The 16,396-nt window shown below is 52.4% G+C and carries 18 protein-coding genes (1 of these 18 cut by a window edge); 11 read left to right on the top strand and 7 right to left on the bottom strand.

Going from position 1 to position 16,396, the window contains the following annotated elements; genetic code table 11:
- The 3 genes from recD to lipB form a co-directional block, all read left to right on the top strand.
- A protein-coding gene (gene recD / locus L0B52_RS08145; RefSeq protein ID WP_235064232.1) for an exodeoxyribonuclease V subunit alpha crosses the window boundary here: on the top strand, window positions 1-254 show its end. It extends 1,324 nt beyond the left edge of the window; only the last 254 of its 1,578 coding nucleotides appear in the window; its start codon lies beyond the left edge, outside the window; it ends in the stop codon at window positions 252-254.
- Between the two features lie 78 nt (window positions 255-332).
- Entirely contained in the window at window positions 333-611 is a 279-nt protein-coding gene (locus L0B52_RS08140; RefSeq protein WP_235064231.1) for a YbeD family protein, read from the top strand.
- Window positions 608-1,234 carry a lipoyl(octanoyl) transferase LipB gene (gene lipB / locus L0B52_RS08135; protein ID WP_235064230.1) on the top strand — a complete coding sequence of 209 codons (627 nt, stop codon included), beginning with the start codon at window positions 608-610 and terminating at the stop codon, window positions 1,232-1,234. Before L0B52_RS08140 ends, lipB begins: the two co-directional genes overlap by 4 nt.
- Before the next feature lie 33 nt (window positions 1,235-1,267).
- On the opposite strand, the gene L0B52_RS08130 is transcribed toward lipB, so the two are convergent.
- From L0B52_RS08130 to L0B52_RS08100, 7 genes are read right to left on the bottom strand one after another with little or no spacing between them, the layout of a single operon-like run.
- Window positions 1,268-1,834, bottom strand: a complete 567-nt coding sequence (locus L0B52_RS08130) for a septal ring lytic transglycosylase RlpA family protein (RefSeq protein WP_235064229.1) — start codon at window positions 1,832-1,834, stop codon at window positions 1,268-1,270.
- Window positions 1,824-2,852 (bottom strand): lytic murein transglycosylase B, encoded by a 1,029-nt coding sequence (mltB, locus tag L0B52_RS08125; RefSeq protein WP_235064228.1) that lies wholly within the window; start codon window positions 2,850-2,852, stop codon window positions 1,824-1,826. Before mltB ends, L0B52_RS08130 begins: the two co-directional genes overlap by 11 nt.
- Window positions 2,849-3,973, bottom strand: a complete 1,125-nt coding sequence (gene rodA, locus L0B52_RS08120) for a rod shape-determining protein RodA (RefSeq protein WP_235064227.1) — start codon at window positions 3,971-3,973, stop codon at window positions 2,849-2,851. Before rodA ends, mltB begins: the two co-directional genes overlap by 4 nt.
- A complete protein-coding gene (mrdA, locus tag L0B52_RS08115) occupies window positions 3,966-5,834 on the bottom strand; it encodes a penicillin-binding protein 2 (RefSeq protein ID WP_235064226.1) in 1,869 nt (622 codons plus the stop codon). Before mrdA ends, rodA begins: the two co-directional genes overlap by 8 nt.
- Entirely contained in the window at window positions 5,827-6,315 is a 489-nt protein-coding gene (locus L0B52_RS08110; RefSeq protein WP_235064225.1) for a hypothetical protein, read from the bottom strand. Before L0B52_RS08110 ends, mrdA begins: the two co-directional genes overlap by 8 nt.
- Complete coding sequence (gene mreC, locus L0B52_RS08105; RefSeq protein ID WP_235064224.1) at window positions 6,308-7,243, bottom strand: rod shape-determining protein MreC; 936 nt, start codon at window positions 7,241-7,243, stop codon at window positions 6,308-6,310. Before mreC ends, L0B52_RS08110 begins: the two co-directional genes overlap by 8 nt.
- Window positions 7,244-7,270: 27 nt before the next feature.
- Entirely contained in the window at window positions 7,271-8,317 is a 1,047-nt protein-coding gene (locus L0B52_RS08100) for a rod shape-determining protein (RefSeq protein ID WP_235064223.1), read from the bottom strand.
- Between the two features lie 114 nt (window positions 8,318-8,431).
- On the opposite strand from L0B52_RS08100, the gene gatC reads away from it, so the two are divergent.
- The 8 genes from gatC to L0B52_RS08060 all read left to right on the top strand — a co-directional run bounded on the left by gatC (window position 8,432) and on the right by L0B52_RS08060 (window position 16,394).
- Window positions 8,432-8,722 (top strand): Asp-tRNA(Asn)/Glu-tRNA(Gln) amidotransferase subunit GatC, encoded by a 291-nt coding sequence (gene gatC / locus L0B52_RS08095; RefSeq protein WP_235064222.1) that lies wholly within the window; start codon window positions 8,432-8,434, stop codon window positions 8,720-8,722.
- 15 nt (window positions 8,723-8,737) lie between these two features.
- Complete coding sequence (gene gatA / locus L0B52_RS08090) at window positions 8,738-10,192, top strand: Asp-tRNA(Asn)/Glu-tRNA(Gln) amidotransferase subunit GatA (RefSeq protein ID WP_409202339.1); 1,455 nt, start codon at window positions 8,738-8,740, stop codon at window positions 10,190-10,192.
- A 100-nt stretch (window positions 10,193-10,292) separates the two neighbouring features.
- Window positions 10,293-10,523, top strand: coding sequence for a YdcH family protein (locus tag L0B52_RS08085; protein ID WP_235064220.1), 231 nt, complete (start codon window positions 10,293-10,295; stop codon window positions 10,521-10,523).
- Window positions 10,524-10,748: 225 nt separating this feature from the next.
- On the top strand, window positions 10,749-11,678 hold the full coding sequence (locus tag L0B52_RS08080; protein WP_235064219.1) for a porin: 930 nt from the start codon (window positions 10,749-10,751) through the stop codon (window positions 11,676-11,678).
- A 246-nt stretch (window positions 11,679-11,924) separates the two neighbouring features.
- Complete coding sequence (gene rsxA, locus L0B52_RS08075) at window positions 11,925-12,500, top strand: electron transport complex subunit RsxA (protein ID WP_235064218.1); 576 nt, start codon at window positions 11,925-11,927, stop codon at window positions 12,498-12,500.
- Window positions 12,497-13,045, top strand: coding sequence for an electron transport complex subunit RsxB (gene rsxB, locus L0B52_RS08070; RefSeq protein ID WP_235064217.1), 549 nt, complete (start codon window positions 12,497-12,499; stop codon window positions 13,043-13,045). Before rsxA ends, rsxB begins: the two co-directional genes overlap by 4 nt.
- Window positions 13,045-15,459, top strand: coding sequence for an electron transport complex subunit RsxC (rsxC, locus tag L0B52_RS08065; protein ID WP_235065484.1), 2,415 nt, complete (start codon window positions 13,045-13,047; stop codon window positions 15,457-15,459). The genes rsxB and rsxC overlap by 1 nt, the downstream gene beginning before the upstream one ends.
- Window positions 15,456-16,394: an RnfABCDGE type electron transport complex subunit D gene (locus L0B52_RS08060; protein ID WP_235064216.1), complete on the top strand. Its 939-nt coding sequence runs from the start codon at window positions 15,456-15,458 to the stop codon at window positions 16,392-16,394. The genes rsxC and L0B52_RS08060 overlap by 4 nt, the downstream gene beginning before the upstream one ends.
- Window positions 16,395-16,396 lie beyond the last annotated feature (2 nt).

Raw genomic sequence — 16,396 nt, 5'->3', positions numbered from 1 at the left:
ACCCGGCAACCGTCACCGACGCCTACGCGATGAGCGTGCATAAGTCACAAGGCTCTGAGTTTGACTATGTCGCCTTGCTCGGGCGCGCCCAAGACGAAAACATACTCAGCCGCGAATGGTTCTACACTGGGGTAACGCGTGCGAAAACGTCGCTCAGTCTCTATATGGACAAAACAGCGATTCACTACTGCCTTGCCCACCCGAGCCAACGCTCAACCGGACTCGGCATCCTGCTTGATCAACATACCGCTTAATCGCACCAAGGTGCGATTATCGGCAAACACACGTTAGAGACTGATACAATGCGCGCTTCATTTACCGCATAAAACGCTATGACAGACGATACCGAACAAACCCCTTCTTTAATTGAATTTCCCTGCGAATTTCCGATTAAAGTGATGGGAAAAAATACCGCAGATTTCCGCGCATTGGTACTTAAAACCAGCAACACCCTAATCGACAAAGACCGTCTTTTACGCATCGATGAGCAGTTGAGCAGCAACGAAAAATACTTATCATGCACGATTGTCGCCACCTTTGACGACCAAGCCTCGATTGATGCCGTATATCAACACCTCACCGCCAGCCCACTCGTGCTTATGGCGCTATGATCGAGGTTGTTCACTTAGGTCTGCGTCCTTATCGCGAAGTATGGCAGGCAATGCGCGACTACACCGAAGCGCGCGATACAACGAGCGCCGATCAACTGTGGCTGGTTGAACACCCACCGGTTTATACCCAAGGGCTTGCCGGTAAAGCCGAGCATATCTTAAACCCGGCTGATATCGAGGTCATTCAGATCGACCGCGGCGGCCAAGTGACCTATCATGGTCCTGGGCAAGCAGTAATTTATTTACTGCTTGATCTTAAGCGCGCCGAACTTGGCGTGCGACCGCTGGTTAGCTTAATCGAGCATAGCGTAATTGCGCTGCTCGCCGATTATCAGATTGAGAGTGTTGCGCGCGCTGATGCGCCCGGCGTGTATGTGGGTGAGCAGAAAATCGCCTCACTGGGTTTAAAAATCCGCAAAGGCTGTACTTATCATGGCCTCGCGATCAATGTCGCAATGGATCTCACACCTTTTTCAGGGATCAACCCTTGTGGGCTTAATAACATCACCATGACCCAGATCAAAGATCACAGTAGCGAGCAAAACACCCGGACAGTTGCTGAGCGTTGCGCTGCGCATATCCAGCGCTTATGGCAAGAAAAAACCGGACAAAAGTCCGGTTGATTAGGCAGTGTTATTCGCTAAAACGGTGCTTAATTATAAAGCACGAATCGAGACGTTTGCCGTCCCTTGATTGATCACGCCAAGTTTTTGCGCTGCACCTTTAGATAAATCCAAAATACGGTCACCATGGAATGGACCACGGTCATTAACCGTCACAACAATCGATTTACCGGTCGCTTTATTGGTCACTTCAATTTTCGTGCCCAATGGCAGACGCTTGTGCGCGGCCGTCATGGCATACATATCAAAAATCTCACCACTGGCGGTTTTGCGGCCGTGGAATTTACCACCATACCAAGAGGCGCTGCCTTCCTGACTAAAGCCTTCGCTGCTTGACAAGGTGGTGTAGCGTTTGCCGCGTACCGTGTAAGATACGGCGCGCGCCACTGTACGGTTCGAGCTCACAGCGCTCGGGGTTTTCACTTTAACCGCAGCAACGGTCACATTTGCGCGTTCTTCTTCGACGCTCTCAACCACTTTCGCAGCAATCGCGGCTTGGTCATAGACGTTAAAAAGGCTTGGCGCACTCAGGTTTTCAGCAGAAGCAGCAAGCATACAAAACACGCTGCCCAGCGCTAATAGTTGGGTTTTACTCATCATCACTCGTTTGATCCTCACGTTGTTCACGCAACTCGGCGGCCAGATCAATCACCGCCATCGCGTACAAAGGTGAGGTATTATAGCGAGTTATCACGAAGAAATTATGATAAGTGAGCCACCACTCTTCTCCCTCGAGCCCTTCTAAGACAAGGCTGCCCACCATAACGGGTGTTTCAGCGCCTTTCTGTTCCATGACAATTTGTTCATCTTCTTGCTTTTTCTCGAACAAGCTGTTTCGATCGAAATACGGTTTATGGCTTTGCCCAAAATGCTCTGCCGTTGGTGCTTCTTCAAGCCGCTCAACGTACTTACCGCCCGACTCCCAGTCGCGGTTCGCGAGATAATTTGCCACACTACCGATCGCATCATCGGCGCTGTTCCATAAATCCACTTTGCCATCGCCATCATAGTCGAGCGCATCGTTGGTGTAGCTGGTTGGCATAAACTGCCCCATACCCATCGCGCCGGCATAAGAGCCTTGGATTTGTAGCGGATTCCAATTCTCACGACGCGCTAAACGCAAAAATTCATCCCACTGTTCGCAGAAAAACGCCGCCCGCTTCGGATAATCAAAGCACAACGTCGATAGCGCCGCGAATGCTGGCGTATTGCCGGTCACTTTGCCATAGCGCGTTTCCACCCCAATAATCGCGACAACAATAGCTGGATCCACGCCAAAGGTTTCTTCAGCGCGAGAGAGCACCTCAGCGTACTCATCCCAAAACGCCACGCCATTATCAATACGCGCCTGGTCTAAAAAAATCGGCCGGTATTCGGCCCAGGTTTTGGTTTTTTCCGCCGGGCGGCTAATTTTCTCAAGCACTGACTCATCCGGCTCAACCGCAAGCAACAGCGACTGTAAATACGCCTCATCAAAACCCTCATTTTCTGCTAAAGCGTTCGCGCGCGCTAACGCTTCATCGCGAAACGCGTAGCTGTTCTCGTTCACCGTTTCTGCTTCTTCGCCAGTGGCCACCATCGCTAAAACTAATGCACACCACCCTAAAATCTGTCTCATAATCGCCCTCCTTCTACTTGGCGCATATAGCTGCGTCCTAGCGCGAGCGCCAAACCCATACCTGCCAGAAACGTCAACATCGCGCTGCCACCAAAGCTGATAAACAGTAGCGGCAAACCGACCACCGGTAAAAAACCGCTTACCATACCAATATTGATAAAGACATTCACGAATAAAATAAAAAAGATCGCCCCGCACACCATACGCGCGTAGCGATGACTGAGCTGTGTGGATAGCCATAGGCCACGCAAAATCAGCGCAGTGTAAAGGATAAGCAACACGGCGACCCCAAATAGCCCCCATTCTTCAGCCAACACCGCAAAAATAAAATCGGTATCCGATTCAGGCAGGAATTCCAACTGCGATTGGGTACCCTGCATAAATCCTTTACCGCTCACCCCACCGGAGCCAATGGCAATTTTTGATTGAATAATATGATAGCCCGCACCCCACGGATCCACTTCCGGGTTAAATAGCGTCAGTACCCGTTCTTTTTGATAATCCGCAATGCCAAACGCCCAAAATAGCGGCACACCAAAAGCCGCCGCCACACCACCAGCGGCGATAACCCACCAAGAAAGCCCAGCGAGAAACAAGGTCACCAACCCCGATAGCGCCACCAAAATAGCTGTACCCAAATCAGGCTCTTCGCGAATCAGCAACACCGGCAGCGCAATTAGCGCCAAAGACAGCAACACATCGAGCAGATTAGGATGGCGCGGCTTAAACGAAAACCACCAAGCAATGATCATCACCATCACCACCTTACCAAACTCCGAAGGTTGCAAGCGTATCGGCCCAAGGTTAATCCAGCGCTGCGCACCGCCTGCACTTGCACCAACAAAAAGCACCAACACCAACAGCGCCAGAAACCCAACGTAGGCTACAGGCGATAGATGAATGAGCCACTTCACCGGCATCACTAAAATCACAAATACCACCAGCGCGCCCATCAAGATACGCAAACCTTGCGCTTGTACCAGCGCCATACCGCCACCGATACTATAGAGCATCAACAAACTCAGCAGCAGCAACGCGACCACCAGCACGCTGATCCACGGATCGACCTGCCACCATCGCCGCGGCGGCGCAACCGGTGTGTTGACCGAATAATCAAGCATTATCTGCCTCGCTGAGGTAATGATCGATAATCTCGGCCACCATCGGCGCAGCGGTTGAGCTGCCACCACCACCACGCTCAACCACCATACTCACTGCAATCCTTGGCGCGTCTGCTGGCGCATAAGCGACAAACATCGCGTTATCTTGATGCTCATCAGCCAGCTCATCGGCGCTCAAGCGGCGATTATCCTGAAAAGAGATCACTTGTACCGTCCCTGATTTACCCGCCATGCGATACTTCCGCTTCGCCCCGACGTTGCGCGCAGTGCCGTAGCGGCTGTGCATCACCGCTTCCATCGCTTTTTTTACCCGTTGCCAAGCGGCCTCATCATACAGCGGTACTTTTGTGCCTTGCTTACCGGCTTGATTGGTTAAAAAAGCTTCTTTTTCTGGATCATAAACCTGACGCAATAAATGCGGCTGATAAAACACCCCATCGTTGGCGATCAGCGCAGTCATTTGTGCAAGTTGCAACGGTGTCGTGGTAAGAAAACCTTGACCAATACTGATATTGATCGTGTCACCGATATACCAGGACGTGTCATGCTGCGCTTTTTTCCATTCTGGCGTCGGTAAAATACCGCTGCTTTCATCAGGCAAATCGATCCCGGTTTGTTCACCAAATGAAAACTGCGCAGCGTACTCGCTAATTCGTGCTACACCCAATTTATAGCCTAGCGAATAAAAATACACATCACACGACTGCGCTATCGCGTGGTGCAAATCCATCGAACCATGACCGCTGCGGTTCCAACAATGAAAGCGTCGCTTGGTGCTGCTATCAGGGATACGATAGTTCCCTGAGCAAAACACCGAACTGTTTGCATCAAACACCCCATAATGCAACCCAGCAAGCCCCATCATCGGCTTAATGACTGAGCCCGGCGCATAACGCCCACGCACCGCGCGGTGATACATCGGACTAAACGGATCATCGAGCAGGCGCTGGTATTGTCGGTGGGTAATGCCGCGCACAAATAAATTCGCGTCAAACGACGGCTTTGACACCATCGCCAGCACCTCCCCATTACGCGGATCAAGCGCCACACACGCGCCACGATAATTTCCCATCGCCGCATACACCTGCTCTTGTAGCGTCACATCAAGCGATAAATACACATCCTGCCCACGCTGCGCCGGCAGCTCGCTCAACAGCCGCACCATATTGCCGTTCGCATCTGCCTCAAGCTGCTGCGAGCCTGATTTACCACGCAGCCGCTCTTCGTATTGTTTCTCCAGTCCTGAGCGACCAATTGAGTTGATCCCGTGATAATCTTCCAGGTTAATCACCGCTAAATCTTTCTCGCTGATGCGGTTGGTATAGCCAAGCACATGTGAGAGCAAACTGCCGTAAGGATAATAGCGCTCATAAGTCGACTCAATCGCTACCCCGGGAAAACGATAGAGCAGCGTTGACAGGCGGTAGTATTCCGCTTCACCCAGCGAAGGTTTTAACACCACATACTCATAACGCCGACTACGCGCAAATGCCTCGAGAAAATCCGCACGCTCTTGCGCGCTCAGCGCTACCGTGCCGGCCAACGTATCGAGCAAGGCTTGTGCATTCGCGACTTGTGAGGGGTTCGCTACCAACTGATAGCGCAGAATATTTTCGGTTAGCGCGCGGCCCTTGCGGTCATAAATCATCCCTCGCTCGGGCACAATTGGCTTCACCCGCACACGATTACCCTGCGCACGGGTACGGTAATGATCATGGCGCAACACTTGTAAATAAAACATCCGCGCAAACAGCGCGAATAACCCGGCAAATGCCAAGCCGCCGAGCAACAACACCCGCCGCGCAAAGCCTTGCCGCAAATATTGCTCGTTTTCAGCCTTACTCGCTTGAGCCTTACTCATGTGCTGATCCGCGGCGTTTAGGTGCGCGCTGCCAAACCAGCCATTGCACGACCGGCCAAATCAGCGCTTGCGCAAACACACTCCACCACCAACCGGGTACCGCCGCATCACCAACCAACACATACAATAAAAACCACTTCAGCAACACCAACGCCAACGAGGCAAACAGCACAATCACCAGCCGCGTCATTTGTGAGACCAATAGCCACACTCGCCCAACCGGTAGCAGCGCAAAAAACGTCAACGCGTAATACACACCAGTAAAGCCTAGCGACACACCAGCAGTAACATCAGCAAACAACGTAAACGGCAACACCAGCAACCAGCGAATGCGCACCACACCTTGCACCTGCAGCGACAGGAGCAGCAGCAATAAAAGATCCGGTAACAACAACCAGCTCACGCCATAACTCAGCATTACCATCAATGCTGTAACAAGCACCATCATCACCACAAACGCAAAATTACCGTATTTACGCATGATCATCCCCCACACTTGGGGTTTGTTCGCTTTCCGCTGCGTTTTCTTCTCGCGGCGCCGGCGGACCAATCGGCAATACTGGCGGCGCCTCTTCTTCGCTTTTATCGAGTAACAACACCTCAAGCAGCTCGTTGATTTGCGCCGAAGGTGTGAGGGTGGCTTCTAAAAACGAGCGCCGCTGATCGCGGTCAAGTCGTGTGACTGTCGCCACCGGATAACCACGCGGATAAATGCCGCCAAGCCCTGAGCTGATCAGTTCATCGCCTTCTTGTAGATCGCTATTAATACGTAAATTAGAGAGCGCCAAACCGCCGCGTTCACTCGAGCCAGTGACGACCGTGCGTTCTCGCGTGCGCGCCACATACACCGGTAAACGACTGCGCGCATCGCTAATCAGCATCACTTTCGCCTCATGCGCGTACACCTCGACCACTTGCCCGACCAAGCCATAAGGATCAATCACCGCCTGGTGCAGATATACCCCATCGCGCGCGCCCTTACTAATGGTGATCGTTTCGTGGAAGCCATTAATATCGCTATCGCGCAACTCCGCCACAGATACCGGCACCCGCACATCAAGCACCGAATCCATCAGCATACGCAGGCGGCGGTTTTCGGTTTGTAAGTGACCTGTGAGTAGCGTTTGTGCGCGCAGCGCCTGGTTTTCATCACGCAGTCGTTCAATATCGGCCTGCAGTGCATCTTTATCCTGCCATTGTTTGATGCCGCCGCTTATCGCGCGTAACGGTGCTTGTAGCACATCGCGGCTCGGCACATACGCCCATTCATAAATCAACCCACGCAGTGGGCCAAGCAAGGTTGTCTGCTGGGAAAGCGTTAAGATCAACGCCACCAGCACAGTAAACATAATCAATGGCAGGCGCCCACGATCCCGAGGTTGTGTGCGCTCACCGTGCTCTAAAAACACCCCGACCTCTTGATGCGTTCAGCACCATTAATTCATCAAAAATGACGCTACACCGCGCTGATCGAGCAACTCCAATACTTTCCCACCGCCACGTGCCACACAGGTTAGCGGATCTTCAGCGACCACCACATTAAGCCGCGTTTCTTCCATCAGCAAACGGTCTAAATCGCGCAACAGCGCGCCGCCACCAGTCAGCACAATCCCACGGTCAGCGACATCCGCGGCAAGCTCTGGAGGAGTGAGCTCCAGCGCCTGTTTAATCGCGCGAACAATACCGCCTAAAGGCTCTTGCAGCGCTTCCAGTACTTCATTCGAGTTAATCGTAAAGCTGCGTGGTGCGCCTTCTTGTTGATTGGTGCCGCGCACCTCAAGCTCTAAAATCTCACTGCTCGGATACGCACAGCCAATCTCTTTTTTAATCCGCTCTGCGGTCGGCAAGCCAATAATAATCCCGAAATTACGCCGCACATAATCGATAATCGCGCTGTCAAACTTATCGCCACCAATACGCACCGACGCCGAATAAACAATCCCGTTTAACGAAATAACCGCAACTTCCGAGGTCCCACCACCAATATCGATCACCATCGAACCGTAGGCCTCATCCACCGGAATCCCGGCGCCAATCGCAGCCGCCATCGGCTCTTGGATTAAAAACACATCGCGCGCACCGGCCGCTTCTGCTGCATCTCGAATCGCGCGTTTCTCTACCTGCGTAGCTCCTGATGGCACACACACCAGAATCCGCGGACTCGGCTTAAACAGCCCACGCCGCCCATGCGCCTGTTTGATAAAATGCGTCAGCATCATCGAAGTGATTTTATAATCAGCGATCACGCCATCTTGCAATGGACGCACCGTGGTCAAATTGCCCGGCGTACGCCCAAGCATTTGTTTCGCCTGTGTGCCGTAAGCGACAATTTTCTTGCGCCCATCCTGATCTTCAGCAATCGCCACTACCGACGGCTCATCAAGCACCAAGCCCTCATCACGCACATAAACCAACGTATTCGCTGTCCCCAGATCGATCGATAAATCGCTGGAAAACAGACTACTCAACCATTTAAAAGCCATATTGATATCCTCAAAATCACACCCGACCGCGCACAAGCGCTGCCTAAATCAGGTGCATAAACCATGCGGATATGATACCTTTCTATACGTTTTTTTGAAGCATTTTTTCGAATTATGAGCAACCTCGACCGCGACACTATTGCCAAAACCGCCGCGCTTGCCCGCCTTGCGTTGAGCGAAGAGCAACAAACCCGCCTGATGCAAGAATTAGGCGACATCTTTGATCTATGCGAAACGATTAACCGCGATGACATTCGCGCCAAAGCACCGCTCGCCCACCCATTAGGCGAAAAGCAACGCCTGCGCGCCGATGAAGCCACCAAGCGCGACATGCACGCAAGCATCGCCGAAAACGCGCCATACGCCGAAGATGGCTTTATCACCGTCCCGAAAGTGATTGAATAAGGAGCGCTCATGAGTATTCACCAACACAGCGTCGCCGAGCTCAGCCGCTTGTTAGCACAAGGCGAAACCAGCGCCGAAGCGCTTTGCGAACATTACCTCGCGCGCATCCAAGAACACGACAGCGCGCTCAACAGCTTCATCCGCGTTGAAGCAGAACACGCCAAACAAGCCGCGCGCGAATCGGATAAGCGTCGCGCTACCGGCAAAGCCCTTTCGCCACTCGATGGCATCCCGATGGCGCACAAAGACCTCTTTTGCACCAAAAATATCCCAACCACTGCCGCCTCAAAAATGCTCGAAAGTTTTGTACCTTCTTATAGTGCAACGATTGTTGAGCACCTTGAGCGCGCCGGCGCAGTGATGCTCGGCAAACTCTCGATGGACGAATTCGCGATGGGCTCATCGAACGAGCGCAGTTATTTTGGCGCGGTCAAAAACCCCTGGAATCACGAGCACATTCCCGGTGGCTCATCGGGCGGTTCGGCAGCCGCGGTTGCCGCGCGTTTAGTGCCGTATGCGACCGGCTCGGATACCGGCGGCTCGATCCGCCAACCGGCGGCTTTTTGTGGCGTGACCGGCATCAAACCGACTTATGGCACGCTCTCGCGCTACGGCATGATCGCCTTTGCCTCAAGCCTCGATCAGCCTGGACCACTGGCGGCAAGCGCCGAAGACCTCGCGCTGATCTTAAACCAAATGAGCGGCTTTGATCCCAAAGACTCAACCGCCAGCCGACAAACCCACACTGTTTTTGATGGTGAACTCGATCGCCCCTTACAAGGACTGACGATTGGCCTACCGAAAGCGTATTTCGCCGACCTTGACCCAACAATGAGTGAGCGCATTCACGCAGTGGCGAAACAATACGAAGCGCTCGGCGCGACGCTCAAAGACATCACCTTAGAGTATAACGACGTCGCGATCGCCACCTATTATCTAATCGCCAGCGCAGAAGCTTCATCGAACCTCTCGCGTTATGACGGCGTACGCTATGGTTATCGCTGCGACTCCCCGAAAGACTTACTCGATCTCTATCAGCGCAGCCGCGGTGAAGGCTTTGGCGATGAAGTGAAACGCCGGATTATGATCGGCACCCACGCGCTATCGGCTGGCTACTACGACGCATACTACGAACAAGCGCGCCGCGCACGTCGCGCGATCCTGGACGATTTCAACGCCGCGTTTAATGAGGTCGATGTGATCCTCGGCCCGACCACACCAACCCCGGCATTTAAGCTAGGGGATAAAACCGACGATCCGGTGCAGATGTTCTTAGGCGACTTATATACGGTATCAGTCAACCTCGCAGGCCTGCCAGCAATCAGTCACCCGGCCGGCTTTATTAACGGACTCCCAGTGGGTGCGCAGTTAATCGGCGCGCACTTTAGCGAACCGCGCCTGCTCTCAATCGCCCATCAATACCAACAGGTCAATAACGATCACCGCAAGCTACCCGAGGCGCATCAATAAAGCTTGCCAAGGAGTAAGGTTATATAGCTGCGCGCGCCATGTTAGCGCGCGTTTTATTCTGCTATACTTTACCTATCTAATCACACAAAGGAGAACCCTTATGTTGCATGAATACCGCGAGTTAATTGCCGAACTCAAGCAAAGCGACAACCATTTCGCGAAGTTGTTTAACGAACACAACGAGCTTGATGAAGAAGTTAATCGCCTGGAAAATGACCCAGTTGCGGTCAGTCGTCACGACGAAATTGAACAAAAAAAGCGCCGCAAACTGAAATTAAAAGATGAAATTTACGACATCTTGCGTGACACCGAGCGAAACCGCAACAGCTAAGCATGATTTAAATAAATCCACGAAAGCCCCGCCACTGCGGGGTTTTTTCATGGCTCTTGACAAAAAAACGTACTCCGCAGAGAATGAATCTGTTGCAAAAAAACTACAAAAAACTTTTTTTTCGTTTTTCTGCAACAAAAGTGTTGCAACCATACAAAAAACACAGTATGATTGACCTCGGATTAGGCAATCCTTGAATATACATTAGCTCTCTAGGAGACTCACATGAAAAAATCATTGATCGCATTAGCAGTTGCTGCAGGCTCAATCGCCGCGGTACAAGCTGATACTACAACTTTATACGGTTCACTCGGCTACTCAATCTCTGTTGCTGACAGCACTGGCGAAGGCAAAACTGCTGTAGACAAACTCCAAGAAAACGTTTGGGATCTACAAACTACCACTAGCAAAATTGGTGTTAAAGGCACTGAAGACTTAGGTAACGGTTTACAAGCTTTCTTCAAATTTGAAGGTACAGGCGCTTTAGCTGACAGTCGTTATGCTTACATCGGTTTGAAAGGTGACTTCGGTACGGTAACCATCGGTCGTCAAGACAGCGTATGGAAATTAGCGACCACTTATAACGACATTTTCAATGATGTTTACTTCAAAGGCCACATGGGCACAGGTCGTGTACCTAAAGCAATCAGCTATGTATCTCCAAGCATGGGTGGCTTGAACTTAGCTGGCGCGATCATCCTTGATGGCGACGCTTCAGTTATCAAAACCTCTGACAACAAAGGTGTTGATGCTTACCAAATCGGCGCGTTGTACAACAACAACGGCTTGTTCGCTGGTGCAGCTTACCACTTCCAGCACGGTGATGCTAGCAGTCCTAAAGCGACAACTGAGTTTGTTGGCCTGAACATTGGTTACTCAAACGACACGTTTAAAGTAGGCTTTGGTGCTGAACACCAAGCAAGCGCTGATGAGTACTACAACTTAGCTGGTGAGTACTACTTCGGTCAAAACACTTTGCGTGCAGGTATTGGCTACGAAACTAATGACGATAAAGATTTAGAAATCGCATTAGGCTACCAGTACAACTTGAGCCAGCGTACTTACGCTTGGGTTGAAGGTACTTACCTCAAGTCTGACGCTGACGCAAAAGATGGCAACTACAAAGCATTGGTTGGTATCCGCCACGATTTCTAATCTGAACTTTCAGAGTAGAACGAAAAAAGCGAGCTTCGGCTCGCTTTTTTTATGCTCTAAATAATGGCGATGCTCAGATGGATGCGCTGTCACATAAAACAAATCTAATCTGACCCTGAAATCCACGTACAAATGCGTTAAAATACCCCACAAAGATTATACGATACACCCAGCGCTGCACCACTCATCGGTTGCACGCGCTGTCGTTGTTGTATCATTTAAACATCATTAAGGCATCAGGTATTTGTGGAACACTATCTCGGGATCATTTTTGCCACGGTTCTGGTAAATAACTTCGTTCTCAGCCAGTTTCTTGGTCTGTGTCCGTTTATGGGCGTATCGCGCAAAATGGACACCGCGCTCGGCATGGGTTTTGCCACCGCATTTGTGCTTACGCTCGCCTCAGTGAGCGCGTACTTAATCGATAAATACCTGCTCGTGCCCTATGGCATCGAATACTTACGCACCATCAGCTTTATTGTCGCAATCGCTGTGTTAGTCGGGCTCACTGAATTATTTATCGCCAAAACCAGTCCGCTGCTGCACCGCGTGCTCGGCGTGTACTTACCGCTCATCACCACCAATTGTGCGGTGCTTGGCGTGGCACTCTTAAATAGCGCCACCCAGCATAACCTGCTCGAATCCGCCGTCTATGGCTTTGGCGCTGCGGTTGGCTTTTCTTTAGTACTCGCCCTGTTCGCCGCCATGCGCGAACGCTTAGAAGCCGCTGATGTACCGCGCTTCTTCAAAGGCTCACCGATTGCGCTGATCACTGCCGGGATTATGGCGATCGCCTTCATGGGCTTTGGAGGCTGGGTATGATATGGATCATGATTGGTCTTGTTGCGCTGATCGTGATCATCGCGCTATGCGGCGCCCTGCTCGGCTTTTTTGCTGTCCGCTTTAAAACCGATGAAGATCCGTTGGTGGAAAAAATTGATGCGATCTTGCCACAAACGCAATGTGGTCAGTGCGGCTATCCGGGGTGTAAACCGTATGCCAAAGCGATCGCCGATGGCGAGGCAGATATCAATCAATGCCCACCCGGTGGCCAGGAAGGCGTGGAAAAGCTCGCCGATTTGCTCGGCGTGGAAGCCAAACCACTTAATGAAAGCCACGGTGAAGAAAAAGCGCCGGAAGTCGCCTACATTATCGAGGATTGGTGTATTGGTTGCACGCGCTGCATCAAAGCGTGTCCGGTCGATGCAATTTTAGGTGCGAACCAGAAAATGCACACCATTATCAGCGACGAATGCACCGGCTGCGAGCTGTGCGTCGATCCGTGTCCAGTCGATTGCATCATTATGGTGCCGCGTCCGAGCGGTGCAGATGAATGGGTGCCACCGAAACCTGGAGAAAAGTCTTGATGAGACGGTTAAGCGATTGGTTTGCCCAGTTCAAACCAAGTACTAAAGCATTTCACGGCGGGCTACATGTACCGGCGCATAAAACGCAATCAACTCAGAAACCAAGCCGCGCTGCCGTAATCGCGCCGATACTTTTTGTCTCGTTACGCCAACGCGACGGAAAAATGCAGATTCCTGAGGTCAGCGTCGGTGATCGTGTGTTGCGTGGGCAAATTATCAGCCGCCCAAGCTCACCAGCGTCTGTGCCACGTCATGCACCGACTTCGGGCACCGTACAAGCGATTGGCCAACATGCCGATGTGCACGCCTCAAATATGTCCGCGCAGTGTATTGTGATTGAATCAGACGGCAAAGACGAAGCGCAGCCGCCACTGGCGGATTTAAGCGATTACACCGCGCATTCGCGCGACGACCTGCTCGCGCGCATCCAGCAATGCGGTATTGCTGGCTTAGGTGGCGCAGGCTTTCCTACCGCACGCAAACTCCAACACACCACGCGCACACTGGTGATCAACGCCGCTGAATGTGAACCGTATATCACCTGCGACGACATGCAGATTCGTGAGTGCAGCGCTGAAATCATTAAAGGCGCTCAAATCACCGCACATATCTTGGGCGCAGAGCGGATTCTCTTTGGTATCGAAGACGACAAACCCGAAGCGATCGAGACCTTAAAACAAGCCGTCCTTGCTGCCGATGATCCACGTATTAGCGTGCAAGTCGTGCCAACCAAATACCCATCAGGGAATTCACGGCAGTTATTCGAGTTGCTGCTTGGGGTACGTGTGCCACCCGATCAGCATGCCACCGATTTTGGCCTGATTTGCCATAACAGCGGCACCATCAAAGCGATCCACGATGCGATCATCCTCGGTCAGCCGTTGATTGAGCGCTATGTGAGCGTGACCGGTGAAGCGATTGCTAAACCGCAAGTGTTGCGTGCACGCATCGGCACACCGATTAACGCCTTGCTCGCCGAAGCTGGCGGCGCCGATGATCAGGCTCGGTTGCTGATTGGTGGCCCGATGATGGGCTATGCGATCAGCGACTACAGCGCCGGGCTTAAAAAAACCACTAACTGCATCCTGCTCTTGCCCCACACGCCCAGCGAGGTGGAAGAGGCGTGCATCCGCTGCGCCCGCTGTAGCGACGCCTGCCCTATGGAGTTATTACCGCAGCAGCTCTATTGGTATTCGCGCAACGAAAAACACGATCAATTAGCGCATTACCGACTGTTTGATTGTATCGAATGCGGGGTGTGCGCCAGCGTGTGTCCGTCGAATATTCCGTTGGTGCAGTACTATCGCCATAGCAAAGCCGATATGCGCCAGGCCTCGCGCGAACAAGCGCACGCTGAGCGCGCACGCAAACGCCATGAAGCGCGCGAAGCCCGCCTTGAGCGCGAAAAAGCCGAACGTGAAGCGCGTATGGCTGAGCGACGTGCCCACCTACACGCCAAACAAAATGCTAATAACCAAAATGATCAAGCCAGCAACGCAGACGATAAACAAAGCGCGATCGAAGCGGCAAAAGCACGCGCTGCCGAGCGCCGATTCAAGAGACAAAGCAATGAAGGCTTCGACCCAACTACACAAGAGCAAACCAGCGACAGCAAAAAAGCAGCGATTGAAGCGGCTAAAGAACGCGCCGCAGCTAGACGTGCTGAGCGCAAAAAAGCCAACAGTGATGAAACGGATTCTGGCACTTTAGGCGAAAAACCTCGCGAAGACAAATTAGCTGAGGCGCGCCGTCAAGCACGTCAGCAGCAAAAAGCCGCTGAGAGTAAAACAGATAATGAAGCAGGTAGCGCGGCTGAAACCGATGCTACCGAACGTGAGGATAAACTAGCGGCCGCGAAAGCAAAAGCTGAGGCCCGCCGTAAAGCACGTCAACAGCAAAAGACGGCTGAAAATAAAACAGATAACGCAGACGACGTTGACGCTGCCGAGCGTGAAGACAAACTAGCGGCTGCGAAAGCAAAAGCCGAAGCGCGCCGTCAAGCGCGTCAGCAGCAAAAAGCCGCTGAGAGTAAAACAGATAATAAAGCAGAGAGCGCGAACAACGTTGAGGCTACCGAACGTGAGGATAAACTAGCGGCTGCGAAAGCAAAAGCCGAAGCGCGCCGTCAAGCGCGTCAGCAGCAAAAAGCCGCTGAGAGTAAAACAGATAATAAAGCAGAGAGCGCGAACAACGTTGAGGCTACCGAACGTGAGGATAAACTAGCGGCCGCGAAAGCAAAAGCTGAAGCGCGCCGTAAAGTACGTCAACAGCAAAAGACGGCTGAAAATAAAACAGATAATAAAGCAGAGAGCGCGAACGACGTTGAGGCTACCGAGCGTGAAGACAAACTAGCGGCCGCAAAAGCCAAAGCTGAAGCGCGCCGTAAAGCGCGAGAACAAAGGAAGGAATCATGACCAGCGCCCCATATATCCACATTGCCCCGTCTATGCGCAGCATTATGTGGCGCGTGTGCGCGGGGTTGTTGCCTGGTGTTGCGCTACTCATCTATTTCGAGGGCGCGCGCTGGCTGGGCCTGCTCGCCTTTGCCGCCGGTGTCGCACTACTCAGCGAAGGCGTGATCTTACTCATTCGCCGTAAGGCGCGTTTATTCGGTCAGTTAAGCGACGGTAGCGCAGTCTTAAGCGCCCTACTGCTCGTGCTCTGTCTGCCGCCTAGTGTGCCGCTGTGGCTGATCGCAATCGGGATATTTTTTGCCTTGGTCTTTGGCAAGCAACTCTACGGCGGCCTAGGGATGAATATCTTTAATCCGGCGATGGTCGGCTACTGCTTTTTGTTAGTCAGCTTCCCTGTACTGATGAGTCAGCACAGCATCGATTGGTTGCCGCTCTCAAGCCTGTGGCAATCAGTTGACGCCAGCACTGGCGCGACGCTACTCGATACCTCGCGTATGGACCGTATCGCCGGCGAGAGCATCGGGACATACAATCCGTGGCAGGCCTCAATCATGAGTGTAAATCTCGCATGGCTAGCTGGTGGCCTATGGCTCGCTTGGCAGCGCTGCCTTGACTGGCGGATTGTCGCTGGCGTCTTGCTCGGTGGATTTATCACTGCGGCGATGTTTTGGGGGATTGATGGCGAGCGCTATCTCGACCCGATCACCCAGCTCTTTAGCGGCGCACTAATTTTCGGCGCCTGCTTTATCGCCACCGACCCTGTATCAGCGGCAACCACACCGTTAGGGCGCTGGGTTTATGCGCTATTGATCGGTGTGCTGACCATTTGCATCCGCAACCTCGGTAATTTCCCTGATGGCGTGGCGTTTGCTGTGTTGCTCGCTAATGCCTGTGTGCCGCTGATTGACCCACTCACCCAACCCCGCTACCGCTGATG

Origin of the sequence: Suttonella sp. R2A3 (assembly GCF_021513215.1) — a bacterium.
Classification (GTDB): domain Bacteria; phylum Pseudomonadota; class Gammaproteobacteria; order Cardiobacteriales; family Cardiobacteriaceae; genus JAHUUI01.
This window is presented reverse-complemented; position numbering and strand designations above follow the sequence as displayed.

Bases quoted from the DNA above. Each gene is read 5' to 3' on its own strand.
- L0B52_RS08085 (WP_235064220.1), top strand. From the start codon at position 10,293: ATGTTGCATGAATACCGCGAGTTAATTGCCGAACTCAAGCAAAGCGAC.
- L0B52_RS08100 (WP_235064223.1), bottom strand. From the start codon at position 8,317: ATGGCTTTTAAATGGTTGAGTAGTCTGTTTTCCAGCGATTTATCGATC.
- mrdA (WP_235064226.1), bottom strand. From the start codon at position 5,834: ATGAGTAAGGCTCAAGCGAGTAAGGCTGAAAACGAGCAATATTTGCGG.
- lipB (WP_235064230.1), top strand. From the start codon at position 608: ATGATCGAGGTTGTTCACTTAGGTCTGCGTCCTTATCGCGAAGTATGG.
- L0B52_RS08140 (WP_235064231.1), top strand. From the start codon at position 333: ATGACAGACGATACCGAACAAACCCCTTCTTTAATTGAATTTCCCTGC.
- rsxC (WP_235065484.1), top strand. From the start codon at position 13,045: ATGAGACGGTTAAGCGATTGGTTTGCCCAGTTCAAACCAAGTACTAAA.
- L0B52_RS08130 (WP_235064229.1), bottom strand. From the start codon at position 1,834: ATGATGAGTAAAACCCAACTATTAGCGCTGGGCAGCGTGTTTTGTATG.
- rsxB (WP_235064217.1), top strand. From the start codon at position 12,497: ATGATATGGATCATGATTGGTCTTGTTGCGCTGATCGTGATCATCGCG.
- L0B52_RS08080 (WP_235064219.1), top strand. From the start codon at position 10,749: ATGAAAAAATCATTGATCGCATTAGCAGTTGCTGCAGGCTCAATCGCC.
- L0B52_RS08060 (WP_235064216.1), top strand. From the start codon at position 15,456: ATGACCAGCGCCCCATATATCCACATTGCCCCGTCTATGCGCAGCATT.
- mltB (WP_235064228.1), bottom strand. From the start codon at position 2,852: ATGAGACAGATTTTAGGGTGGTGTGCATTAGTTTTAGCGATGGTGGCC.
- rodA (WP_235064227.1), bottom strand. From the start codon at position 3,973: ATGCTTGATTATTCGGTCAACACACCGGTTGCGCCGCCGCGGCGATGG.
- gatC (WP_235064222.1), top strand. From the start codon at position 8,432: ATGAGCAACCTCGACCGCGACACTATTGCCAAAACCGCCGCGCTTGCC.
- L0B52_RS08110 (WP_235064225.1), bottom strand. From the start codon at position 6,315: ATGCGTAAATACGGTAATTTTGCGTTTGTGGTGATGATGGTGCTTGTT.